Origin of the sequence: [Bacteroides] pectinophilus, from assembly GCA_025146925.1 — a bacterium.
GTDB lineage: Bacteria > Bacillota > Clostridia > Lachnospirales > Lachnospiraceae > Bacteroides_F > Bacteroides_F pectinophilus.
The window spans coordinates 1,632,082-1,648,984 of record CP102260.1; the positions used below are offsets into that span (position 1 = coordinate 1,632,082).

Annotated in this window: 18 protein-coding genes; all 18 read right to left on the reverse strand. The window is 42.5% G+C overall.

Going from position 1 to position 16,903, the window contains the following annotated elements:
* Window positions 1-21: 21 nt before the first annotated feature.
* Window positions 22-1,386 (reverse strand): PFL family protein, encoded by a 1,365-nt coding sequence (locus tag NQ488_07635; protein UWN94472.1) that lies wholly within the window; start codon window positions 1,384-1,386, stop codon window positions 22-24.
* A 49-nt stretch (window positions 1,387-1,435) separates the two neighbouring features.
* Complete coding sequence (locus NQ488_07640; protein ID UWN94473.1) at window positions 1,436-1,708, reverse strand: ACT domain-containing protein; 273 nt, start codon at window positions 1,706-1,708, stop codon at window positions 1,436-1,438.
* 24 nt (window positions 1,709-1,732) lie between these two features.
* Window positions 1,733-2,530, reverse strand: a complete 798-nt coding sequence (locus NQ488_07645) for an MBL fold metallo-hydrolase (GenBank protein ID UWN97123.1) — start codon at window positions 2,528-2,530, stop codon at window positions 1,733-1,735.
* Between the two features lie 32 nt (window positions 2,531-2,562).
* The gene (locus NQ488_07650) at window positions 2,563-4,653 is read right to left on the reverse strand and encodes a cell division protein FtsA (protein UWN94474.1); all 2,091 of its coding nucleotides are present in this window, start codon (window positions 4,651-4,653) and stop codon (window positions 2,563-2,565) included.
* Complete coding sequence (gene coaE / locus NQ488_07655; GenBank protein ID UWN94475.1) at window positions 4,646-5,254, reverse strand: dephospho-CoA kinase; 609 nt, start codon at window positions 5,252-5,254, stop codon at window positions 4,646-4,648. The genes NQ488_07650 and coaE overlap by 8 nt, the downstream gene beginning before the upstream one ends.
* A gap of 26 nt (window positions 5,255-5,280) precedes the next feature.
* Window positions 5,281-7,920, reverse strand: a complete 2,640-nt coding sequence (polA, locus tag NQ488_07660) for a DNA polymerase I (protein ID UWN94476.1) — start codon at window positions 7,918-7,920, stop codon at window positions 5,281-5,283.
* 30 nt (window positions 7,921-7,950) lie between these two features.
* A complete protein-coding gene (locus NQ488_07665) occupies window positions 7,951-8,340 on the reverse strand; it encodes a hypothetical protein (GenBank protein UWN94477.1) in 390 nt (129 codons plus the stop codon).
* A 46-nt stretch (window positions 8,341-8,386) separates the two neighbouring features.
* Window positions 8,387-9,085, reverse strand: coding sequence for a purine-nucleoside phosphorylase (gene deoD, locus NQ488_07670; GenBank protein ID UWN94478.1), 699 nt, complete (start codon window positions 9,083-9,085; stop codon window positions 8,387-8,389).
* Window positions 9,086-9,178: 93 nt separating this feature from the next.
* Window positions 9,179-9,775, reverse strand: a complete 597-nt coding sequence (locus tag NQ488_07675) for a hypothetical protein (GenBank protein UWN94479.1) — start codon at window positions 9,773-9,775, stop codon at window positions 9,179-9,181.
* A 100-nt stretch (window positions 9,776-9,875) separates the two neighbouring features.
* A complete protein-coding gene (gene cdd, locus NQ488_07680; protein UWN94480.1) occupies window positions 9,876-10,280 on the reverse strand; it encodes a cytidine deaminase in 405 nt (134 codons plus the stop codon).
* 41 nt (window positions 10,281-10,321) lie between these two features.
* A complete protein-coding gene (locus NQ488_07685; protein ID UWN94481.1) occupies window positions 10,322-11,437 on the reverse strand; it encodes a DUF3048 domain-containing protein in 1,116 nt (371 codons plus the stop codon).
* Entirely contained in the window at window positions 11,434-11,955 is a 522-nt protein-coding gene (ybeY, locus tag NQ488_07690; protein ID UWN94482.1) for an rRNA maturation RNase YbeY, read from the reverse strand. Before ybeY ends, NQ488_07685 begins: the two co-directional genes overlap by 4 nt.
* Window positions 11,945-12,982, reverse strand: coding sequence for a PhoH family protein (locus NQ488_07695; protein UWN94483.1), 1,038 nt, complete (start codon window positions 12,980-12,982; stop codon window positions 11,945-11,947). The genes ybeY and NQ488_07695 overlap by 11 nt, the downstream gene beginning before the upstream one ends.
* Window positions 12,963-14,165: a sporulation protein YqfD gene (locus NQ488_07700; GenBank protein UWN94484.1), complete on the reverse strand. Its 1,203-nt coding sequence runs from the start codon at window positions 14,163-14,165 to the stop codon at window positions 12,963-12,965. The genes NQ488_07695 and NQ488_07700 overlap by 20 nt, the downstream gene beginning before the upstream one ends.
* A 14-nt stretch (window positions 14,166-14,179) precedes the next feature.
* Window positions 14,180-14,425 (reverse strand): YabP/YqfC family sporulation protein, encoded by a 246-nt coding sequence (locus tag NQ488_07705; protein ID UWN94485.1) that lies wholly within the window; start codon window positions 14,423-14,425, stop codon window positions 14,180-14,182.
* A 114-nt stretch (window positions 14,426-14,539) separates the two neighbouring features.
* Window positions 14,540-14,716, reverse strand: coding sequence for a 30S ribosomal protein S21 (gene rpsU / locus NQ488_07710; protein UWN94486.1), 177 nt, complete (start codon window positions 14,714-14,716; stop codon window positions 14,540-14,542).
* A gap of 159 nt (window positions 14,717-14,875) precedes the next feature.
* The gene (gene hisIE / locus NQ488_07715) at window positions 14,876-16,168 is read right to left on the reverse strand and encodes a bifunctional phosphoribosyl-AMP cyclohydrolase/phosphoribosyl-ATP diphosphatase HisIE (GenBank protein ID UWN94487.1); all 1,293 of its coding nucleotides are present in this window, start codon (window positions 16,166-16,168) and stop codon (window positions 14,876-14,878) included.
* An 8-nt stretch (window positions 16,169-16,176) separates the two neighbouring features.
* Window positions 16,177-16,899 carry a 1-(5-phosphoribosyl)-5-[(5-phosphoribosylamino)methylideneamino]imidazole-4-carboxamide isomerase gene (gene hisA / locus NQ488_07720; protein ID UWN94488.1) on the reverse strand — a complete coding sequence of 241 codons (723 nt, stop codon included), beginning with the start codon at window positions 16,897-16,899 and terminating at the stop codon, window positions 16,177-16,179.
* Window positions 16,900-16,903: the final 4 nt, after the last annotated feature.

Here is a 16,903-nt window from a genome sequence, read left to right on the forward strand (position 1 = left end):
TTTTACTGTAAATATTCTATATTAGTTCTTAAAGCTGTGTATAGGAGCCGGAATTCTTCCCGCTCTGTTCACGAGCCTGCTGCAGTCGAAGTTATTGACCGGCATAATAGGCGCATATCCGAGAAGTCCGCCGAATTCTACCGTATCACCTACTGTCTTTCCTACTACCGGAATAACTCTTACAGCTGTTGTCTTCTGGTTAACCATTCCGATTGCCGCTTCGTCAGCGATAATACCTGAGATTGTTGTTGCCTTTGTATCTCCCGGAATTGCAATCATATCAAGCCCTACCGAACATACGCATGTCATAGCCTCAAGCTTCTCGATTGTAAGTGCTCCCGCAAGTACTGAATCAATCATTCCCTGATCTTCACTGACAGGAATGAATGCACCGCTGAGTCCTCCTACATATGAAGATGCCATTACACCGCCTTTCTTGACCTGATCATTAAGCAGGGCAAGTGCTGCTGTTGTTCCCGGAGCACCGGCACGCTCAAGACCAATCTCCTGAAGGATATCTGCAACACTGTCACCGATTGCCGGTGTAGGTGCAAGCGAAAGGTCGATTATGCCGAACGGTACACCGAGTCTTTTTGATGCTTCCTGTGCAACAAGCTGGCCTACTCTTGTAATCTTAAATGCTGTCTTTTTGATTGTCTCGCAAAGCACCTCAAAATTCGCGTCACGTACGCTCTCAAGTGCATACTTAACAACCCCCGGTCCGCTTACGCCGACATTTATAATGCAGTCTGCTTCTGATACACCATGGAAAGCACCTGCCATGAACGGATTATCGTCGGGAGCATTACAGAGTACAACAAGCTTGGCACATCCGAGAGAATCCCTGTCTGCCGTAACCTCAGCTGTCTCCTTGACAATCTCGCCCATAAGCTTAACGGCGTCCATATTGATACCTGTCTTTGTTGAACCTACATTCACCGAACTGCATATGAATTCAGTCTGTGCAAGTGCCTGTGGGATTGAACGGATAAGAAGCTCGTCACTCTTCGTCATGCCCTTAGAAACAACCGCAGAATATCCTCCAAGAAAATTAACGCCCACAGTCTTAGCTGCACGGTCAAGTGTCTTTGCAATTGTCACATAATCCTCAGGTGTATGGCATGCACTTGCTCCAACCATAGCAATAGGAGTAATTGATATTCTCTTATTAACAATTGGAATTCCAAACTCTTTCTCTATCTCCTGTCCTGTCTTAACAAGATCTTTTGCGCATGTTGTAATCTTATTATAAATATTCTCGTTAAGCTTATTGAGATCTGAATCAGCACAGTCAAGAAGGCTGATACCCATTGTTATAGTACGCACATCAAGATTCTCCTGCTGGATCATCTTGTTAGTTTCATTTACCTCAAATACGTTAATCATTGTATGTATATTCTCCTTAATTATTATGTGCTTCTGATTCCATGCCCACTTAGATTCTATGCATCATGTCAAAAATTTCTTCACGCTGGCACTTAATTGATACGCCAATATCCTCACCGGCTTTATCAAGTTCAGCCTGCATCTCGTCAAAAGACCTTTTTGAAGCACTCATATCAACAATCATCATCATATTGAAATAGCCTGACACAATTGTCTGTGAGATATCAAGAATATTAACTCCTGCATCAGCAAGATATGTACATACTCTTGCGATAATTCCTACTGTGTCCTTGCCTACTACTGTTATTACTACTTTTTTCATTTTTGGTATCCTTCCTTTTTGAATTTATACTTCAATAATATCTGATGGGCAGCTTCTGCCTGCAACTTCCATCTTGAAGTCACCTGCCTTGTAACCTGTATCGCCCATGTCTATTTCAAGCCGCACAGTTTCGTATGCCAGCTCTGCATAGTTATTTTCTTTGCTCAGATGTCCAAGCATTATTCCCTTAAGCCTGTCATTGAGCAGCTCCCCTAAGAGCCTTCCCGATGATTCATTGGAAAGATGTCCCTTATCACCGAGGATACGCTGCTTCAGATAATACGGATAACTTCCAACCTGAAGCATTCTTACATCATGATTAGCTTCGATAAGAAGCGCCTCCATGTTCTTCATATTAGATATGACATAGTCGTCATACTTGCCAAGGTCAGTTACAACCCCCATGTGATGCCCGTCACATTCAACAGAATATGCATATGGCTCATTGGCATCATGTGATACCCTGAACGGATGAACTGTGAGGTCATTAATCTTAAAATCCCTGTCGGCTTCAACACTATGGCACAATCCTTCAGGCATCTTGCCAATCGAACTCTGTGCAAGTATTCCGTCTATTGTCCCTGCCGAAGCATATATCGGAACTTCATCCTTACGCGATACAACGCCCAGTCCGCTTATGTGGTCTGAATGTTCATGTGTCACGAGGATTGCAGATATATCCTTAATGTCAATGTCTGCCTTATGTAATCCTTCCACGATGCGTTTGCGGCTAACACCGGCATCAATAAGTATATGTGTATTATCAGAGCCGATATAGATACAGTTACCACTGCTTCCACTGGCTATGCTCATCATCCTCATGTCTAATCCTCTCATTAATGTAAGGCTGCTTACTACTGCCAGTATAACTCAACATTATCACCGTCATTAAGCGGTCCCATGTAGTCACCGGCTACGCCATTATGCTTAAGCACGATATTACCACCTTTTTGAGGCGAATTCAAATCAAATTGATAGAAATCAAACAAATCTACCAGCACATATTTTTTCTTGCCCGATAACTTAACAGGTTCTGAATTAACCGTAATATATATATCATGCGCAGCTTCCGGTTCTGCGGCTTTTTCTGCGGCATTTTCTGCGGTATTTTCTTCACAATATTCATCTGCCGCAGCTGCCTCTTCTTGTACTGCCGCATAAGCTCCAGCTGCTTCAACTGCCGGTTCCTCATCTGCAGCAGCCGTTCTGACTGTAAAATTCTCATATACCTTTGTATCTGCATCTGCAAGCACATTATTAACATAAACATCAAAGCCGCTTATATCAATGTCGAGGAATTCAAACAGCTGTGCAACAGTATAATAATTCTCCATTACAATGTCATCGCCCTGTCTGATGTCATAGAACTGTGACTGTAATTCCCCGTTAACATATGCAAACCTTGGGCAGAGCACCGTCTTATCATTCACAACGAGCTTGACAGTCGAATTGAATTCATCGAGCTGTCCTATAGTTATTGCTCCCGGTTCTCCCATCGTCGATTCTGTTACATATATGCTGTCATTACGTGCAATAGGAGCATTAAGATTGGCAGGTCTGCCGTTAAGCGTCACAACTGCCGCTTCTCCCATTCTTCCCCTTGCAAGTCTTGCATTGCCGTTAACCGTGAATTCAAGTGCCTCGCCGCGTCTTGGGAAAAGCTTCTCATTAGGGAATCCGACCTGCATTATTGCATCCACAACAGTAAGATGATTATTGTCATACATCTTAAGTCTCTGGTCGTTAACACTTACAAACATGAAATTATTTTTCTGGCTGTAATAATTCGTGCATATGCCGACAGGAGTCACAAAAAGTGCATCCTTTTTATAATTATCCACATCAAAGTCAACTGAGGTAAGAACCTCTTCTCCACGTACTGCAACTCTTTCCTTAGGAAGCTCAAGCTTCTCGGCAAGCATATCGGAATATCCCGCCATCTTGCCGCCTCCTCCTACGAGGAACACGGCATTGGCAGGCTTGCCGCCGTTAATATCGCGTATCTTCCTTGCCGTTTCCTCAGCAATCTTCATCATTGCCTCAGATGCAATATTGCGGATTGTTTCCGCCGGAACAGTCTGTGAGAGCCCCATAATATCTTTGTATGTAACCTTGCCATTCTTCTGGCTTGCCTGAACCTTTATCTGCTCTGCGGTATTAAAATCAACAAGGCATCCTCTTGCAACCGCTTCTGTAATCTCATCTCCTGCATAAGGAATCATTCCGTATGCAACAATACTTCCATCCTTAGTTATACATATATCAGATGTACCTGCTCCAACATCAACAAGCGCAATATTAAGAAGCCTGTAGCTCTCCGGTATAGCAATATTGATTGCCGCAATCGGCTCGAGTGTAAGGCTTGCCACCTGCAGACCGGCGTAAGAGACAGCCTCATAAAGTCCGTCAACAACTTCCTCAGGAAGAAATGTTGCAATAAGGTCAACCCCTATCGTCTCAGCCTTATGTCCTTCCAGATTATTGATATCATATCCATTGAGTCTGTATCTTACAGGTGTATTACCCACACAGAAGAACCGTGTCTGTCCGCTGCTGCCGTTAATCTCATTATGTGCTTTCTCGACAGCAAGCAGATTGAGTGAGTATATGTGTTCCTGCGTAACTCTTGTCTCTTCCTCAAATGTATATTCTGCCGATACATTCAGTGTCCGCAGCACTCGTCCGGCTGCTGCTATGCATACATCCGTAAGCTTCATGTCAAGCTGACGCTCAAGGTCATTCTTAACACTTCTTATTGTATCACCTACTTTGTATATATCGTGAATCTGTCCGTCAATCATTGCCCTTGTATCATGTTCCCTGCATGCCATGGCGATAACCATGAACCTGGACTTATTCATATATCCAACGACACCTACAACATTACGTGTTCCTATATCAAGTCCGAAGACGAGATCATCCCTAATCTTTTCTACATTAATCATAATAACCGATAATCTCCTTTAACTGCCCAAGTGTCATCTGTTCATCATGTGAATTGTCTATCACACGGCTGCAATGGCTGCGGAACTGTTCATCTGACAACTGGCTTGCGAATACCGAATCAATTTTTTCATCCGAATACCCACGGCTTGACTTAAGCCTTTCCCTTCTTGTTTCTTCATCAGCATATATATACCACAGTTCATCACATATAATGTCATAATGATCTTCTATAAGAAGTGCCGCCTCAACAAATACATAATCATATTTTTCAGCACACCTTATCCTTCCGATTTCTTCGGTGATGTATTTTTTAACAAGCGGATGTACTATTCCATTGAGAACCATCCTCTTATTCTTATTGTTGAACACTATCCCGGCAAGCTTTGCCCTGTTGATTGGAGAACCCTGTTCACCGGGATTATCAAGAATATCCTCTCCAAATATCTCAACTATCTTAAGATATGCACTGTTACCCGGCTCCATAAGCATTCTTCCAACCTCATCTGCCTCAATTACCGATGCATTAAAGTTCTCTTTTATCAGCCTGAGCACCGTTGATTTGCCGGCACCCACGCCTCCGGTTATACCAAAAACGTACATTGTAACGACCTCCATCACTGCCATTCTTAGTGTGCTTCCAGCCAGTCATGGCCTTCCTTCACATCAACTTCGAGCGGCACTCTTAAACTGGCTGCATTCGTCATATTATCAATGAGAATCTGTCTTACAGCATCCACCTCATCCTCATATGTCTCAATAAGGAGTTCATCGTGCACCTGAAGTATCATCTTTGACTTAAGGTTATTATCCTTAAGCGCACGGCTTACATTAATCATTGCTATCTTTATTATATCTGCCGCAGAGCCCTGAATAGGTGAATTCATCGCAATTCTCTCACCAAACTGTCTCTGCATGAAATTACTTGAATTAAGCTCCGGCACAGGCCTGCGTCTTCCGAACATAGTTGTCGAATATCCATTCTTCTTTGCACTTGCAACAAGTCCGTCTATAAATTCCTTTATATGCGGATATGTAGCAAAGTACTGTTCGATATATTCTGAAGCTTCCTTTCTGGATATGCTTAAGTCCTGGCTGAGGCCGAATGAACTTATTCCATATATTATTCCAAAATTAACTGCCTTGGCATTACTTCTCTGTGTCCTTGTAACCTCATCAAGCGGAACATGGAACACCTGTGATGCAGTAATTGCATGTATATCCTGTGCGGTATTATACGCAGCTATAAGCTTATCATCCTGAGACATATGTGCAAGAATCCTGAGCTCAATCTGCGAATAATCGGCATCAAGGAATACACATCCCGGCTTTGGCACGAATACTTTTCGTATCTGTCTTCCAATCTCCATTCTTACCGGAATATTCTGAAGATTCGGTTCGGTACTACTTATTCTCCCCGTAGCAGTAATAGTCTGGTTAAAATGTCCGTGTATTCTTCCGTCCTCAAGTATATACACTGCAAGGCCGTCTGCATATGTTGACTTAAGCTTGGTAAGCTGCCTGTACTCAAGTATCTTCGCAACAACGGGATATTCCGGTGCAAGCTTCTCGAGTACGTCTGCTGCCGTCGAATATCCGCTCTTTGTCTTCTTACCGCTCGGAAGCTTCATATCTTCAAACAATACAGTTCCAAGCTGCTTTGGAGAATTAATGTTGAACTTTGTCCCTGCCAGCTCATATATTGTGTTCTCAAGTTCTGTAATTCTTGTTGCAAGCTTGTCACCGTACTCCTTAAGCCCTTTGGAGTCAACCATTATTCCCTCGCACTCCATGTCGTACAGCACAAATACAAGCGGCATCTCTATATCATCAAACAGATGCTTCATCTGCACTTCATCAAGCTTTACACTTATCACGTTCCATGCGTGTCTTACGCAATATGCCTCCATGCATGCAAGTCTGGCAAGTTCTTCACTCTTCACCATTGATGCCTCTGCGTATGACATCCTGCCTGTCAGCTCATTCCTGTTAGGCAGAAGCATATTGAGATAATCCCTTGCAAGCTCATCATAGCTGTAGCTTTCCTTAAGGGGATTAAGAAGATATGCGCCAAGTCCGGCATCAATAAGCTTTGGATATACCTGTCTGTCTATTGCCGGGAGGACTGACTTAATATTAAGTCCCGCAATGCAGTCACATACAGCAGCCATATCCGTTATCTTTGCTTTGAGATAATCCTCTGTAACAAAGCCCTGAACCGGTATGTAGCATACACTGTTATCTTCATGTGCCAGCGCAGCACCTGATACACATCCATCCTCATACAGCAGCTTCAATCCGATGCAGCCGCCAAAGTCTGCACCTGCGAAGTATTCTTCAACTTCTCCGAAGTCATCTATAGTCCTGAACTTATCAAATATCTCAGGTTCTCTTGTCGTCGTTGCGGCATCAAACTTCTTGAGCAGACTCTTGAAGTTATATCTCTTGAACATCTCATATGCCTTATCAGAGAACATGTTATCAAGTGTTGCACTATCAACATCATATTCAACCGGTGCATCAATGTCTATAGTTGCCAGCTTCTTGCTAAGAAGCACCTGATCATAGTTATCAGCAAGTGAATTCCTTGCCCTGTTAGGTGTAACCTCATCGATATGGTTATACGCATTCTCCACTGAACCGAACTTCTGTATAATTGCTCCTGCCGTCTTCTCACCTATTCCCGGTGCTCCCGGTATATTATCTGATGAATCTCCCATAAGAGCTTTCATATCAATGAACTCGGCAGGTGTAACTCCGTACAGTGCCTCGACATCACATGCATTATAGTTTTCTATCTCAGTAACACCTTTTTTTGTCTTTGGAATACGTATCATTATATGTTCAGTAGCAATCTGAAGAATATCCCTGTCTCCGGATACTATTGATACATCAAGTCCGTTCTTTTCACTATGCTTTGCAATTGTACCGAGGATATCATCAGCTTCATAGCCTTCTTTCTGGACAATCTCTATCCCCATAGCCTCAAGAACCTCTTTGATAAGCGGTACCTGCTGTCTTAATTCTTCGGGCATCGGCTTTCTTGTGCCTTTGTACTCTGCAAACATCTTATGCCTGAACGTAGGTGCGCTCATGTCAAATGCAACTATAAGGTGCTCCGGCTTCTCCTCATCAATTATCTTAAACATGATATTAAGGAATCCGTATATTGCATTGGTATGAACCTCCTGCGCATTGGTAAGATCCGGCACCCCGTAGAATGCCCTGTTCAGAATACTGTGTCCATCTATTAAAACTAACTTTGCCATTACATCCTCACATTAAAAATATTATTGTTACTACATGAATACATTCGAAAAAATATAGAAAACTGCCATAAGAACGACGCAGAACTGGGCAATAGCAAACAGACATCTGTTATAGTAATCATTGCGTTTTATCTTATCCAGCTTTGAGGCTGCCTCACGAAGTCTGTATGTAACAAGAGCCTTAAAATCATACGAATTAACCAGACGCTGTACTGGTATCGGCTGTGATGCAATCTCTTTATCCATAATCTCATCATCCGACAGTGCATACTTCATAATATAATATATCTCATATTCTTCCTGACAGTCCAAACAGCCTGATACATGTTCAACGAATCTGCTCATTGTATCGATATCAAGCTGTTTTTTGTCAAAGGCATCTATCATTTTACGAAAATCTTTACATGTCATACTTTCCATACTATCGTGCTTCTTTGTGCTCATTGTGTTGTCGTGCACATACGCCCTATATTGCAAGTGCTATCTCCATCATATCGGTAAATGTTGTCTCTCTTTCTTCGGCAGAGAGTTCCTCACCGGTAAACAGGTGGTCTGAAACCGTGAATATGCCAAGCGCCTTTTTGCCAAAATATGCCGCATTCATATAGAGTGCCGCGCATTCCATCTCTGTTGCAAGCACACCCATATTCTTCCATCTTGTGGCATACTCACTGTCAACATGATAGAACACATCTGTAGAAAGCACATTGCCTACCTTAACCGGAATATTCTTCTGTTGTGCAGCCTCCACTGCCGCACTGAGCATTCCATAGTCTGCAGTCGGTGCGAATGTTCCACCCAGTCTGTACTGGCTTGCATAATTGGAGTCTGTTGAAGCCGCCATTGCAATAATTACATCCCTTACATGCACATCATCTGCATATCCGCCTGCTGAACCGATTCTTATAATTCTGTCAACGTCATACTCCGAAAAAAGCTCGTAGCTGTATATTCCCATGGAAGGCATACCCATTCCGCTTCCCATTACAGATACTTCTTTCCCTTTGTATGTTCCGGTATATCCGAACATATTACGCACCCTGTTAAAGCATACCGCATCTTCAAGAAAATGCTCTGCGATAAACTTTGCTCTCAGCGGATCTCCCGGCATGAGAACCGTCTTTGCTATATCACCTTTTGATGCACTGTTATGTGGTGTTCCCATATACGCTACCCTCCGATTCTGCAGAAGCTTAAGCATCCGTACATTGCAACGCTTCACACTGCAAATTAATATTTTTATCATATCATTTTTTTACTAACTTGTAAATGTTTCAAGGAAATCATACAGTTCTTCCGCACTGTCTACCCTCATTTTGTTCATTACCTTTTCCTGCACGCTCTGCGGCAGCTGCGTAAGACGTATATCAGTCCTGTCATAAAGTGTACGCCCGTTATCAAGGTATATTACAAGCACGCCCTTTTCCGCTACAATATAATATCTCTGTGGAAGATTTTTTGCACTGTATGTCTTGCGGATTGTCACCGACTGCTTCGTGAATTCGACCAGTTCACATGCAATCAGTCCATGTGCCTTATCATTCACCGAAGGATTAAGCATATAATCCTGAAGCGTCTCTATAAGTTCATGCCTTGTAAGTCCAAGATAAGCAATCGGAATTGTATTGGTCTGTGTCTTTGATGTCTTTTTGTCAATATCATAAATTTCTATATTAAGTGATGTTACATTCGACACAATAATCTCATCTGAAGCATCTGCTGCCTGTGTAGGAATATCTCTTACAAGAAAGCTCTCCTTGTCATTGGCTGAAAAATTATAGCTCACCATATAACCCGCAAAGAACAGGCTGAGCATTCCACATACGCAAAGACATATTTTATTATACCGGCTCATTTTCATACTGCACTGCTTTCCGCACATTCATAACATGCGCTTTTTTTGGGACACAATGCGTAAAAAGGCACAACACAAAGTGTCATGCCTTTAGTATTAACTATTTGCCGGAATTCATACTATCCGAATTAAATGAATATGGCAGCAGCTCTGCCAATGTGTATACATGAAAGCCGCCATCCTTTGTCTCGAGAATTATCTGCGAATCTTCATCCATGAATTCGCTCATAACCTGCCTGCATATTCCGCATGGAAATGTCTCATTCCCACTCGTTGAACATATAGCTATCCGGCGTATATGCCGTTTTTTGTCAGAGATACATCCGGCTATTGCAACGCGTTCGGCACATATCGATGCACCGTATGATGCATTCTCAATATTGCATCCGGTATATACCGTACCATCCTCTGCAAGCAGTGCTGCACCAACACAGAACTTTGAATATGGTGCATATGCATTGAGCATCGCATGTCTCGCCTCATCTAGAAGTTCAGTCTCTGTCATAAATTCCTCCTTTTGCAGGCTTCAACGTATCATACTTCGTTTTACGGAAGCACTTCCACATTATCTTTATATCTTTCTTCTACATAGCAGATAAATGTCTTACCCTGATTAACCGTAATCTCTTTGCCATCAGCGCCATAATAATATGTCTGTCCGAATTCTTCAAGCTTCCACCATGTAACAGGGACTGCATATCCGTCAGTTATATAGAGGGCCATTCCTGCATCTGAATTAACATAGTCAGGTGTTCCGTCAACATAATCACCCGTAACATACTTCACAAGGATATTCTTAAATGCAAGCTGTTCGCCCGTCTCTTTGTCAATATGTGCATCACCGAACTGATAACGGTAATAAAGCCCATCCTCGGCATTATACTCAAACCACGGCTTATTGTATGGATAGCCCGGAACAAACTTATTACACTTCTGTGCAATAGGATCCCCGGAGAGGTCTATATCATTATTATCATCAGTATTGAACTGAAGAGGTGAACGGTATCCTTCAGGATATGTTGTAGGATATCCTTTGGCAGCCACACTGTCCATAATTCCCTGCCATGATGTGTATGCATTATGCGGGGCAACTCTGTCAGTGCTTCTGTAGAACCCACAATATACCATTCCGTCGAGTGAATGCATCTTGTCCATCTTAAGATACTCTTCAGCAAGATCTGAATATCCAAAATGTACATATGTCGCCTCATACTCCTTGGCAAGGAACAGATAATACAGACGGCAGCTTCTTACAGGTCCTATCTTAACAAGATTGTCTTTATTCTCAAAGAATGCGCAAAGTCTTGTAATTCCACCTTCAACAAGTGATTCAAATACTATATCCGCATAGCTTATTGATGACTGTGGTATTGCATCCTTGATGTTGCTGTACATTACACATACAGGTGAATTGTTGGCAGTATCAGCAGGCACCCACTTGCCAGTAAGCATGCTTCTTGCTTCATTCGGATGTGACGCATCAGTTGTAGCAGGTTCTCCCTTGGCATCCGTATTGGCATCAGCCACCTTGCTCTCATTCTGTGACGGCAGTGTATCTGTTGTTGAATCACCACCCTTACCGCATCCTGCAAGAGTTCCCATCGACATTATCAGTGCAAGTGACAGCGCCGCACACTTTTTAATTACCCCTTTTCTTCTCATATATTGTCCTCCATTCTTGTTATTCCAATATTAAGCAGTATCTGATTCTGCTTGTCCTCCATTACCTCTGCCTCATCCGGCTCCATATGATCATATCCGAACAGATGCAGCATGCTGTGTGCCACAAGGAATGCAAGCTCACGCTTTACACTGTGTCCATACTTCTCTGCCTGCTCCATAACTTTCTCTACCGATATAACAATATCACCGAGCAGAAGTTCTCCCGTGTCAGGGTCAAAATAATCCTCTACAGGAGAATCCTCAAGGAATGCAAAATCTGCCGGTGCCTCATAATCAATCATCGGAAATGACAGCACATCGGTAGGAGCATCAACTCCCCTGTACTCGCGGTTCGTCTCATGTATAGATTCATTGTCAGTTAGCAATACATTAACCTCAACCTCGTATGGGCATTTTTCGTAATCGCATGCCTGCGTTATAACTTTATTAATAATCTCTTCTTCCGGTATCTCCGGTACTATCCTGATATCTGTCTCATAATCAATATTAATTGTCATAATTCCTCCGACGCCTGTCGTCCTTCTTATTCTTGTTGTATACAGCTCCGTTAGCTATTCTCTTCTTGCGAAGCTCTTCTTTTTCTTCATATGTCTCATACGCCTTAACAATCTTCTGGACAAGCGGATGTCTTACAACATCCCTGTTATCAAGCTTCACTATTCCTATCTCATCAACACCGGCGAGCACCTTAAGTGCAACATCAAGTCCTGATACCGCATCCTTGGGAAGATCCTTCTGTGTCTGGTCTCCGGTAACTATTACCTTGGAGCCGAAGCCAATTCGCGTAAGGAACATCTTCATCTGTGCAGGAGTTGTATTCTGTGCCTCATCAAGAATAATATACGCATTATCCAGCGTACGTCCTCTCATGTACGCAAGAGGCGCAACCTCGATAAGTCCCTTCTCCATGTTGGCATTGAATGATTCAGGTCCCATAATCTGAAACAACGCATCATACAAAGGTCTTAAATACGGATCCACCTTGCTCTGCAGATCTCCCGGAAGGAAGCCGAGCTTCTCACCCGCCTCGATTGCCGGTCGTGTAAGGATTATTCTTCCTACCTCATTGTTCTTAAATGCATTAATTGCCATAGCCATTGCAAGATAAGTCTTACCCGTTCCGGCAGGCCCTATGCCGAATACTATCATCTTATCCTTTATCTCATTGACATAATGCTGCTGTCCAAGAGTCTTAGGCTTGATAGGCTTGCCTGCAATAGTCCGGCATACTATATCCTTATCAAGTTCAACAACAGCATTCCGGCGCTCTTCCATCGCCATTGCAATTGCATAATCCGCATTCTGTTCAGTAACCACTCCGTTGCTCTGTGACAGCTTAAGCAGTGACTCAAGCACTCCAACAGCCATGCTGACTGAATGCTCATCACCACTCACATGAACCTCAGAGCCTCTTGTAATTATACTGACTTTCAACGCTCGTTCTATCTTCTTGGCATATTCATCAAATCTGCCAAATACATTGACACTGTGTTCGGCAGGTATACTAATCAACTGTTCTGACATCACAAGATCTGCGCTCCTTAAATGGCATTACTACGTGAATGCTTCCGCTCATGCCTGCATTCACATCTGTTATGTCTATTTTAACACTATCTGACACTATTTGGATACCCTCTTTCTTCAATTTATTCAAATAATTTTCGTAATTGTCAGTCAATATCTGTGTAACTTCTTCTTCACTGTGCATTCCGTCTTCGGTTATGTATTCGTATATAATTCTGCGTCCCGCACACACCGGAAGCATAAAGTCCTTTGTAAGCCTCAGTCTGCCAATTTCGGTAACGACATCGTACTTTTCGTAATCCGCCGGAATGAGCCCCAGTTCAGCCACATTGCCCATCACATTGATAACGTGGTGTGTAACTTTCTTTCCCGTATATATCTTACACTTATATCCGCGCTGTACTGTATTTTCATACTGTATTGACGTCCTTACCAGTATATCCGCATCTGCCTGTACATAACAGCTGTCCGTCGGCTCTTTTGCATCGTTATACAGTACTATCTCCCCGCTCACGAGAACATCTCCTGTCTTTACTTCGTCTCCCTTCTTGACAAGCGGTGTTCCGCACCTTGTTACAATGCTCTCAACCACTCCGTCAGACGATGCAATAATATCCGAAGGGCTTTTTGCTTTCCCAGCAACGTTGTCCCCGTCATTTTCCTTAATATGCACTATAAGTTTTGTTCCGCTTTTTTCTGCTGATACCCATGTAATATCATCAAAATCCTTACGTATCTTCTGCTCAAGGCTGTCACACATTACTTTTGACATTCTGCACCCCACATATACATCATTTCCCTGAAGGTAAGAAACTATTACATTATCCGTGTAATAGCTGTTTCCGTCAACCTCTATCTCCCATACAAACATCGACATTATCTGCAGAAGAGACGCTGCAAGCAGCATCCCCGCCACAAATGAATAATGTTTTCTGTACCTGAACATAAAAAAAGGAAGCCCTGTTTTTCTCAGAATAACAAGCTTCATCCCACATTTTTTCAGAGGTTCCTTAAGCTGCAGATAATCTGCCGCTCCGATACTGAACTGACATCCTTTATCTGTTTTCGTAATATCCCATATGCGGATTTTTTTCATTCTGCACAGATTAAAAAAACGCTCCGGAGCCGGATTATCTGTTGACACAAGAACTACCCCACGCAGATTTCTAATTACACAACGCATCTTAATTCCTTTCGTTATGGTATTACGCTCTCGATAAAACCTGTTATATGTATCTCCTCTTCATTGTAATATTCTATTGTAAGACGCTTTCCGCTGACGCTTACACACCCCTTCTTGGTCCTCATCTTAACAAATGTATCGCTGTATTCAAGTATCGTCCTGAAGTTCTCAATGTGAACTTCCCTGCATCCGATAATCGTTATGACAGGCATGCCAAGCACCGCATCCTGTGACAGATGAAGTGACTCCCTGATTCCCATTAATACACCTGCTTTCATTATGTATATGTAAATATATGCCTATCAAATGTACATAATTCCAAAAAAATAATCCGAAAGCCACTCACATGACCTTCGGATTATTATTAGTTAGAATTAATTATACTTGCGCTTTCTCGCTGCCTCAGACTTCTTCTTACGTCTTACGCTTGGCTTCTCGTAATGCTCTCTCTTACGGATTTCCTGCTGAATGCCTGCTTTTGCACAGTTTCTCTTAAATCTGCGTAATGCGCTATCTAAAGTCTCGTTCTCTTTAACGATTACGTTTGACATTGGCTCGCCCTAACCACCCTTCTGCTGCTGAATTGTGCACAACAATACCAAGGGTACTAATTTATTGCACAATGAATAGTATAACATATTTTTCTCATTCGTCAAGGAAAATATTCATATTATTTTTTACAATGTATAAAGCCGGTCTGTACCGGCATATCAGCGGTTAGCAAGCTCTTTAACTATGTCTTCCCATGTCAGGCCTTTGAGCGACATAAGAACCATTACATGATATAAGAAATCTGCTATCTCATACTTAGATTCTTCAGGATCCGGATTCTTGGCTGCAATTACTATCTCAGTAGCTTCTTCTCCAACCTTCTTAAGAATCTTATCTATTCCCTTGTCGAACAGATAATTAGTGTATGAGCCTTCCTTAGGATTAGCCTTACGGTCTTCAATAACAGCCATTACGTCATTGAATACCTTAAGCGGATTGACCTGTGTATACTCGGTTGAGACCAGATTGCGGTAGAAGCAGCTTCTGTTACCTGTATGGCATGCTGCGCCTATCTGCTTAACCTTGGCCAGAAGTGTATCGTTATCGCAGTCAATCTCGATTGAACGCACATACTGGTAATGTCCTGATGTCTCGCCCTTTACCCAGAGCTGCTGTCTGCTTCTGCTGAAATATGTCATCTTACCTGTTGCAAGAGTTGCATTATATGACTCTTCATTCATATATGCCACCATGAGTACCTCATCAGTCTTATAATCCTGTACAACAACAGGAATAAGTCCCTGCTCATTAAGCTTGAACTGTGCAAACGGTATTGAGCTTTCAAATGTATTCATTACAATTCCGGCTTCTTTAATCGCCTGCTTTGCCTCCATGAATGAGAAGTCAACGCTGCTGATTACAGATCCTGACACGCCTGCAACCTCAGGCTGTGAAAGTTCCTTTATTATATCTGTTCCGTCATTGGACGATGCAAGTTCTACAATTGCGGGAATTCCTGATGACTTGGCAGTATCAGCCTTATCTTTATCTGTATCTGATACAAATATACATGACAGTTCATTATCCTTTGCCATATCGATTGCATCTGCATCCGCACCCGTGTACCAAAGACCAAGCTTGTCATTGCCAAAACGGTCCTTAACTTCTTTCATCATAAGGAGATTAGATTCCTTGGCATCCTCAAGAAGCACTGTTGAGACGCCTGCATAAAGGTACTTCTTTACATCCTCAACACGTCTTATGTTACCTGATGCATACATCGGAATATCAATAAGCTTTGATATCTCTCTGAGTATTCCGATTGCCTTATCATGTGATTCGTCATCATATGAAAGATCTATTACAATCAGTTCATCCGCCCCATTCTCGCTGAACTTAGAAGCCACCTCAACAGGTGAGTACCTTGCATCAATAGGTACTCTGCACTCTGCTGATGTATAAGCTTTCTCATTCTTAAGATATATTATTGGAATAAGTTTTTTGTACGACATGTCTGTAACTACCTTTCTTCAAATTCATCAACCGCTTCTTTTAAGTTGATACGCTTTTCATATATTGCTTTTCCTATTATTGCACCATGTATTCCGGCATTCTGTATATTGCGCAGATCATCCATTCCGGATACTCCGCCGGATGCTATAATGTCAATTCCTGTCTTGTCTGACAGAAGCTTTGTCTGCTCAACATTAGGTCCCTGAAGCATTCCGTCCTTGGATATATCAGTATACACGATTGTCTTAACGCCCATATCCTTCATTGCAAGTGCCATTGAAAGAGCCGTCTTATCGCTTAACTTTTCCCAGCCTTCTACAGCAACATATCCGTCCTTGGCATCAACGCCGACAACTATATGCTCTGCTCCGAACCTCTCAATAGCCTCACGTATAAACTCAGGATTCTCAACTGCCTTCGTTCCTATTATAGCCCTGTACACTCCAAGTTCAAGAACTTCTTTTATATTCCCGAGAGTTCTTATGCCTCCACCCAGCTCAATAGGTATATTGACAGATGAAGCAATCTTTCTTATAACCTCAGCGTTAACCGAACGCCCCTTAAGCGCTCCGTCAAGGTCTACAACATGAATAAACTTTGCTCCGGCCTTCTCAAATTCCTTTGCAATCTCCCATGGTGTATCTGAATACACATTAACATTATCAAAAAGTCCCTGTGTCAGTCTGACACACTTGCCGTCCTTAATATCAATAGCAGGATATAATCTCATTAAT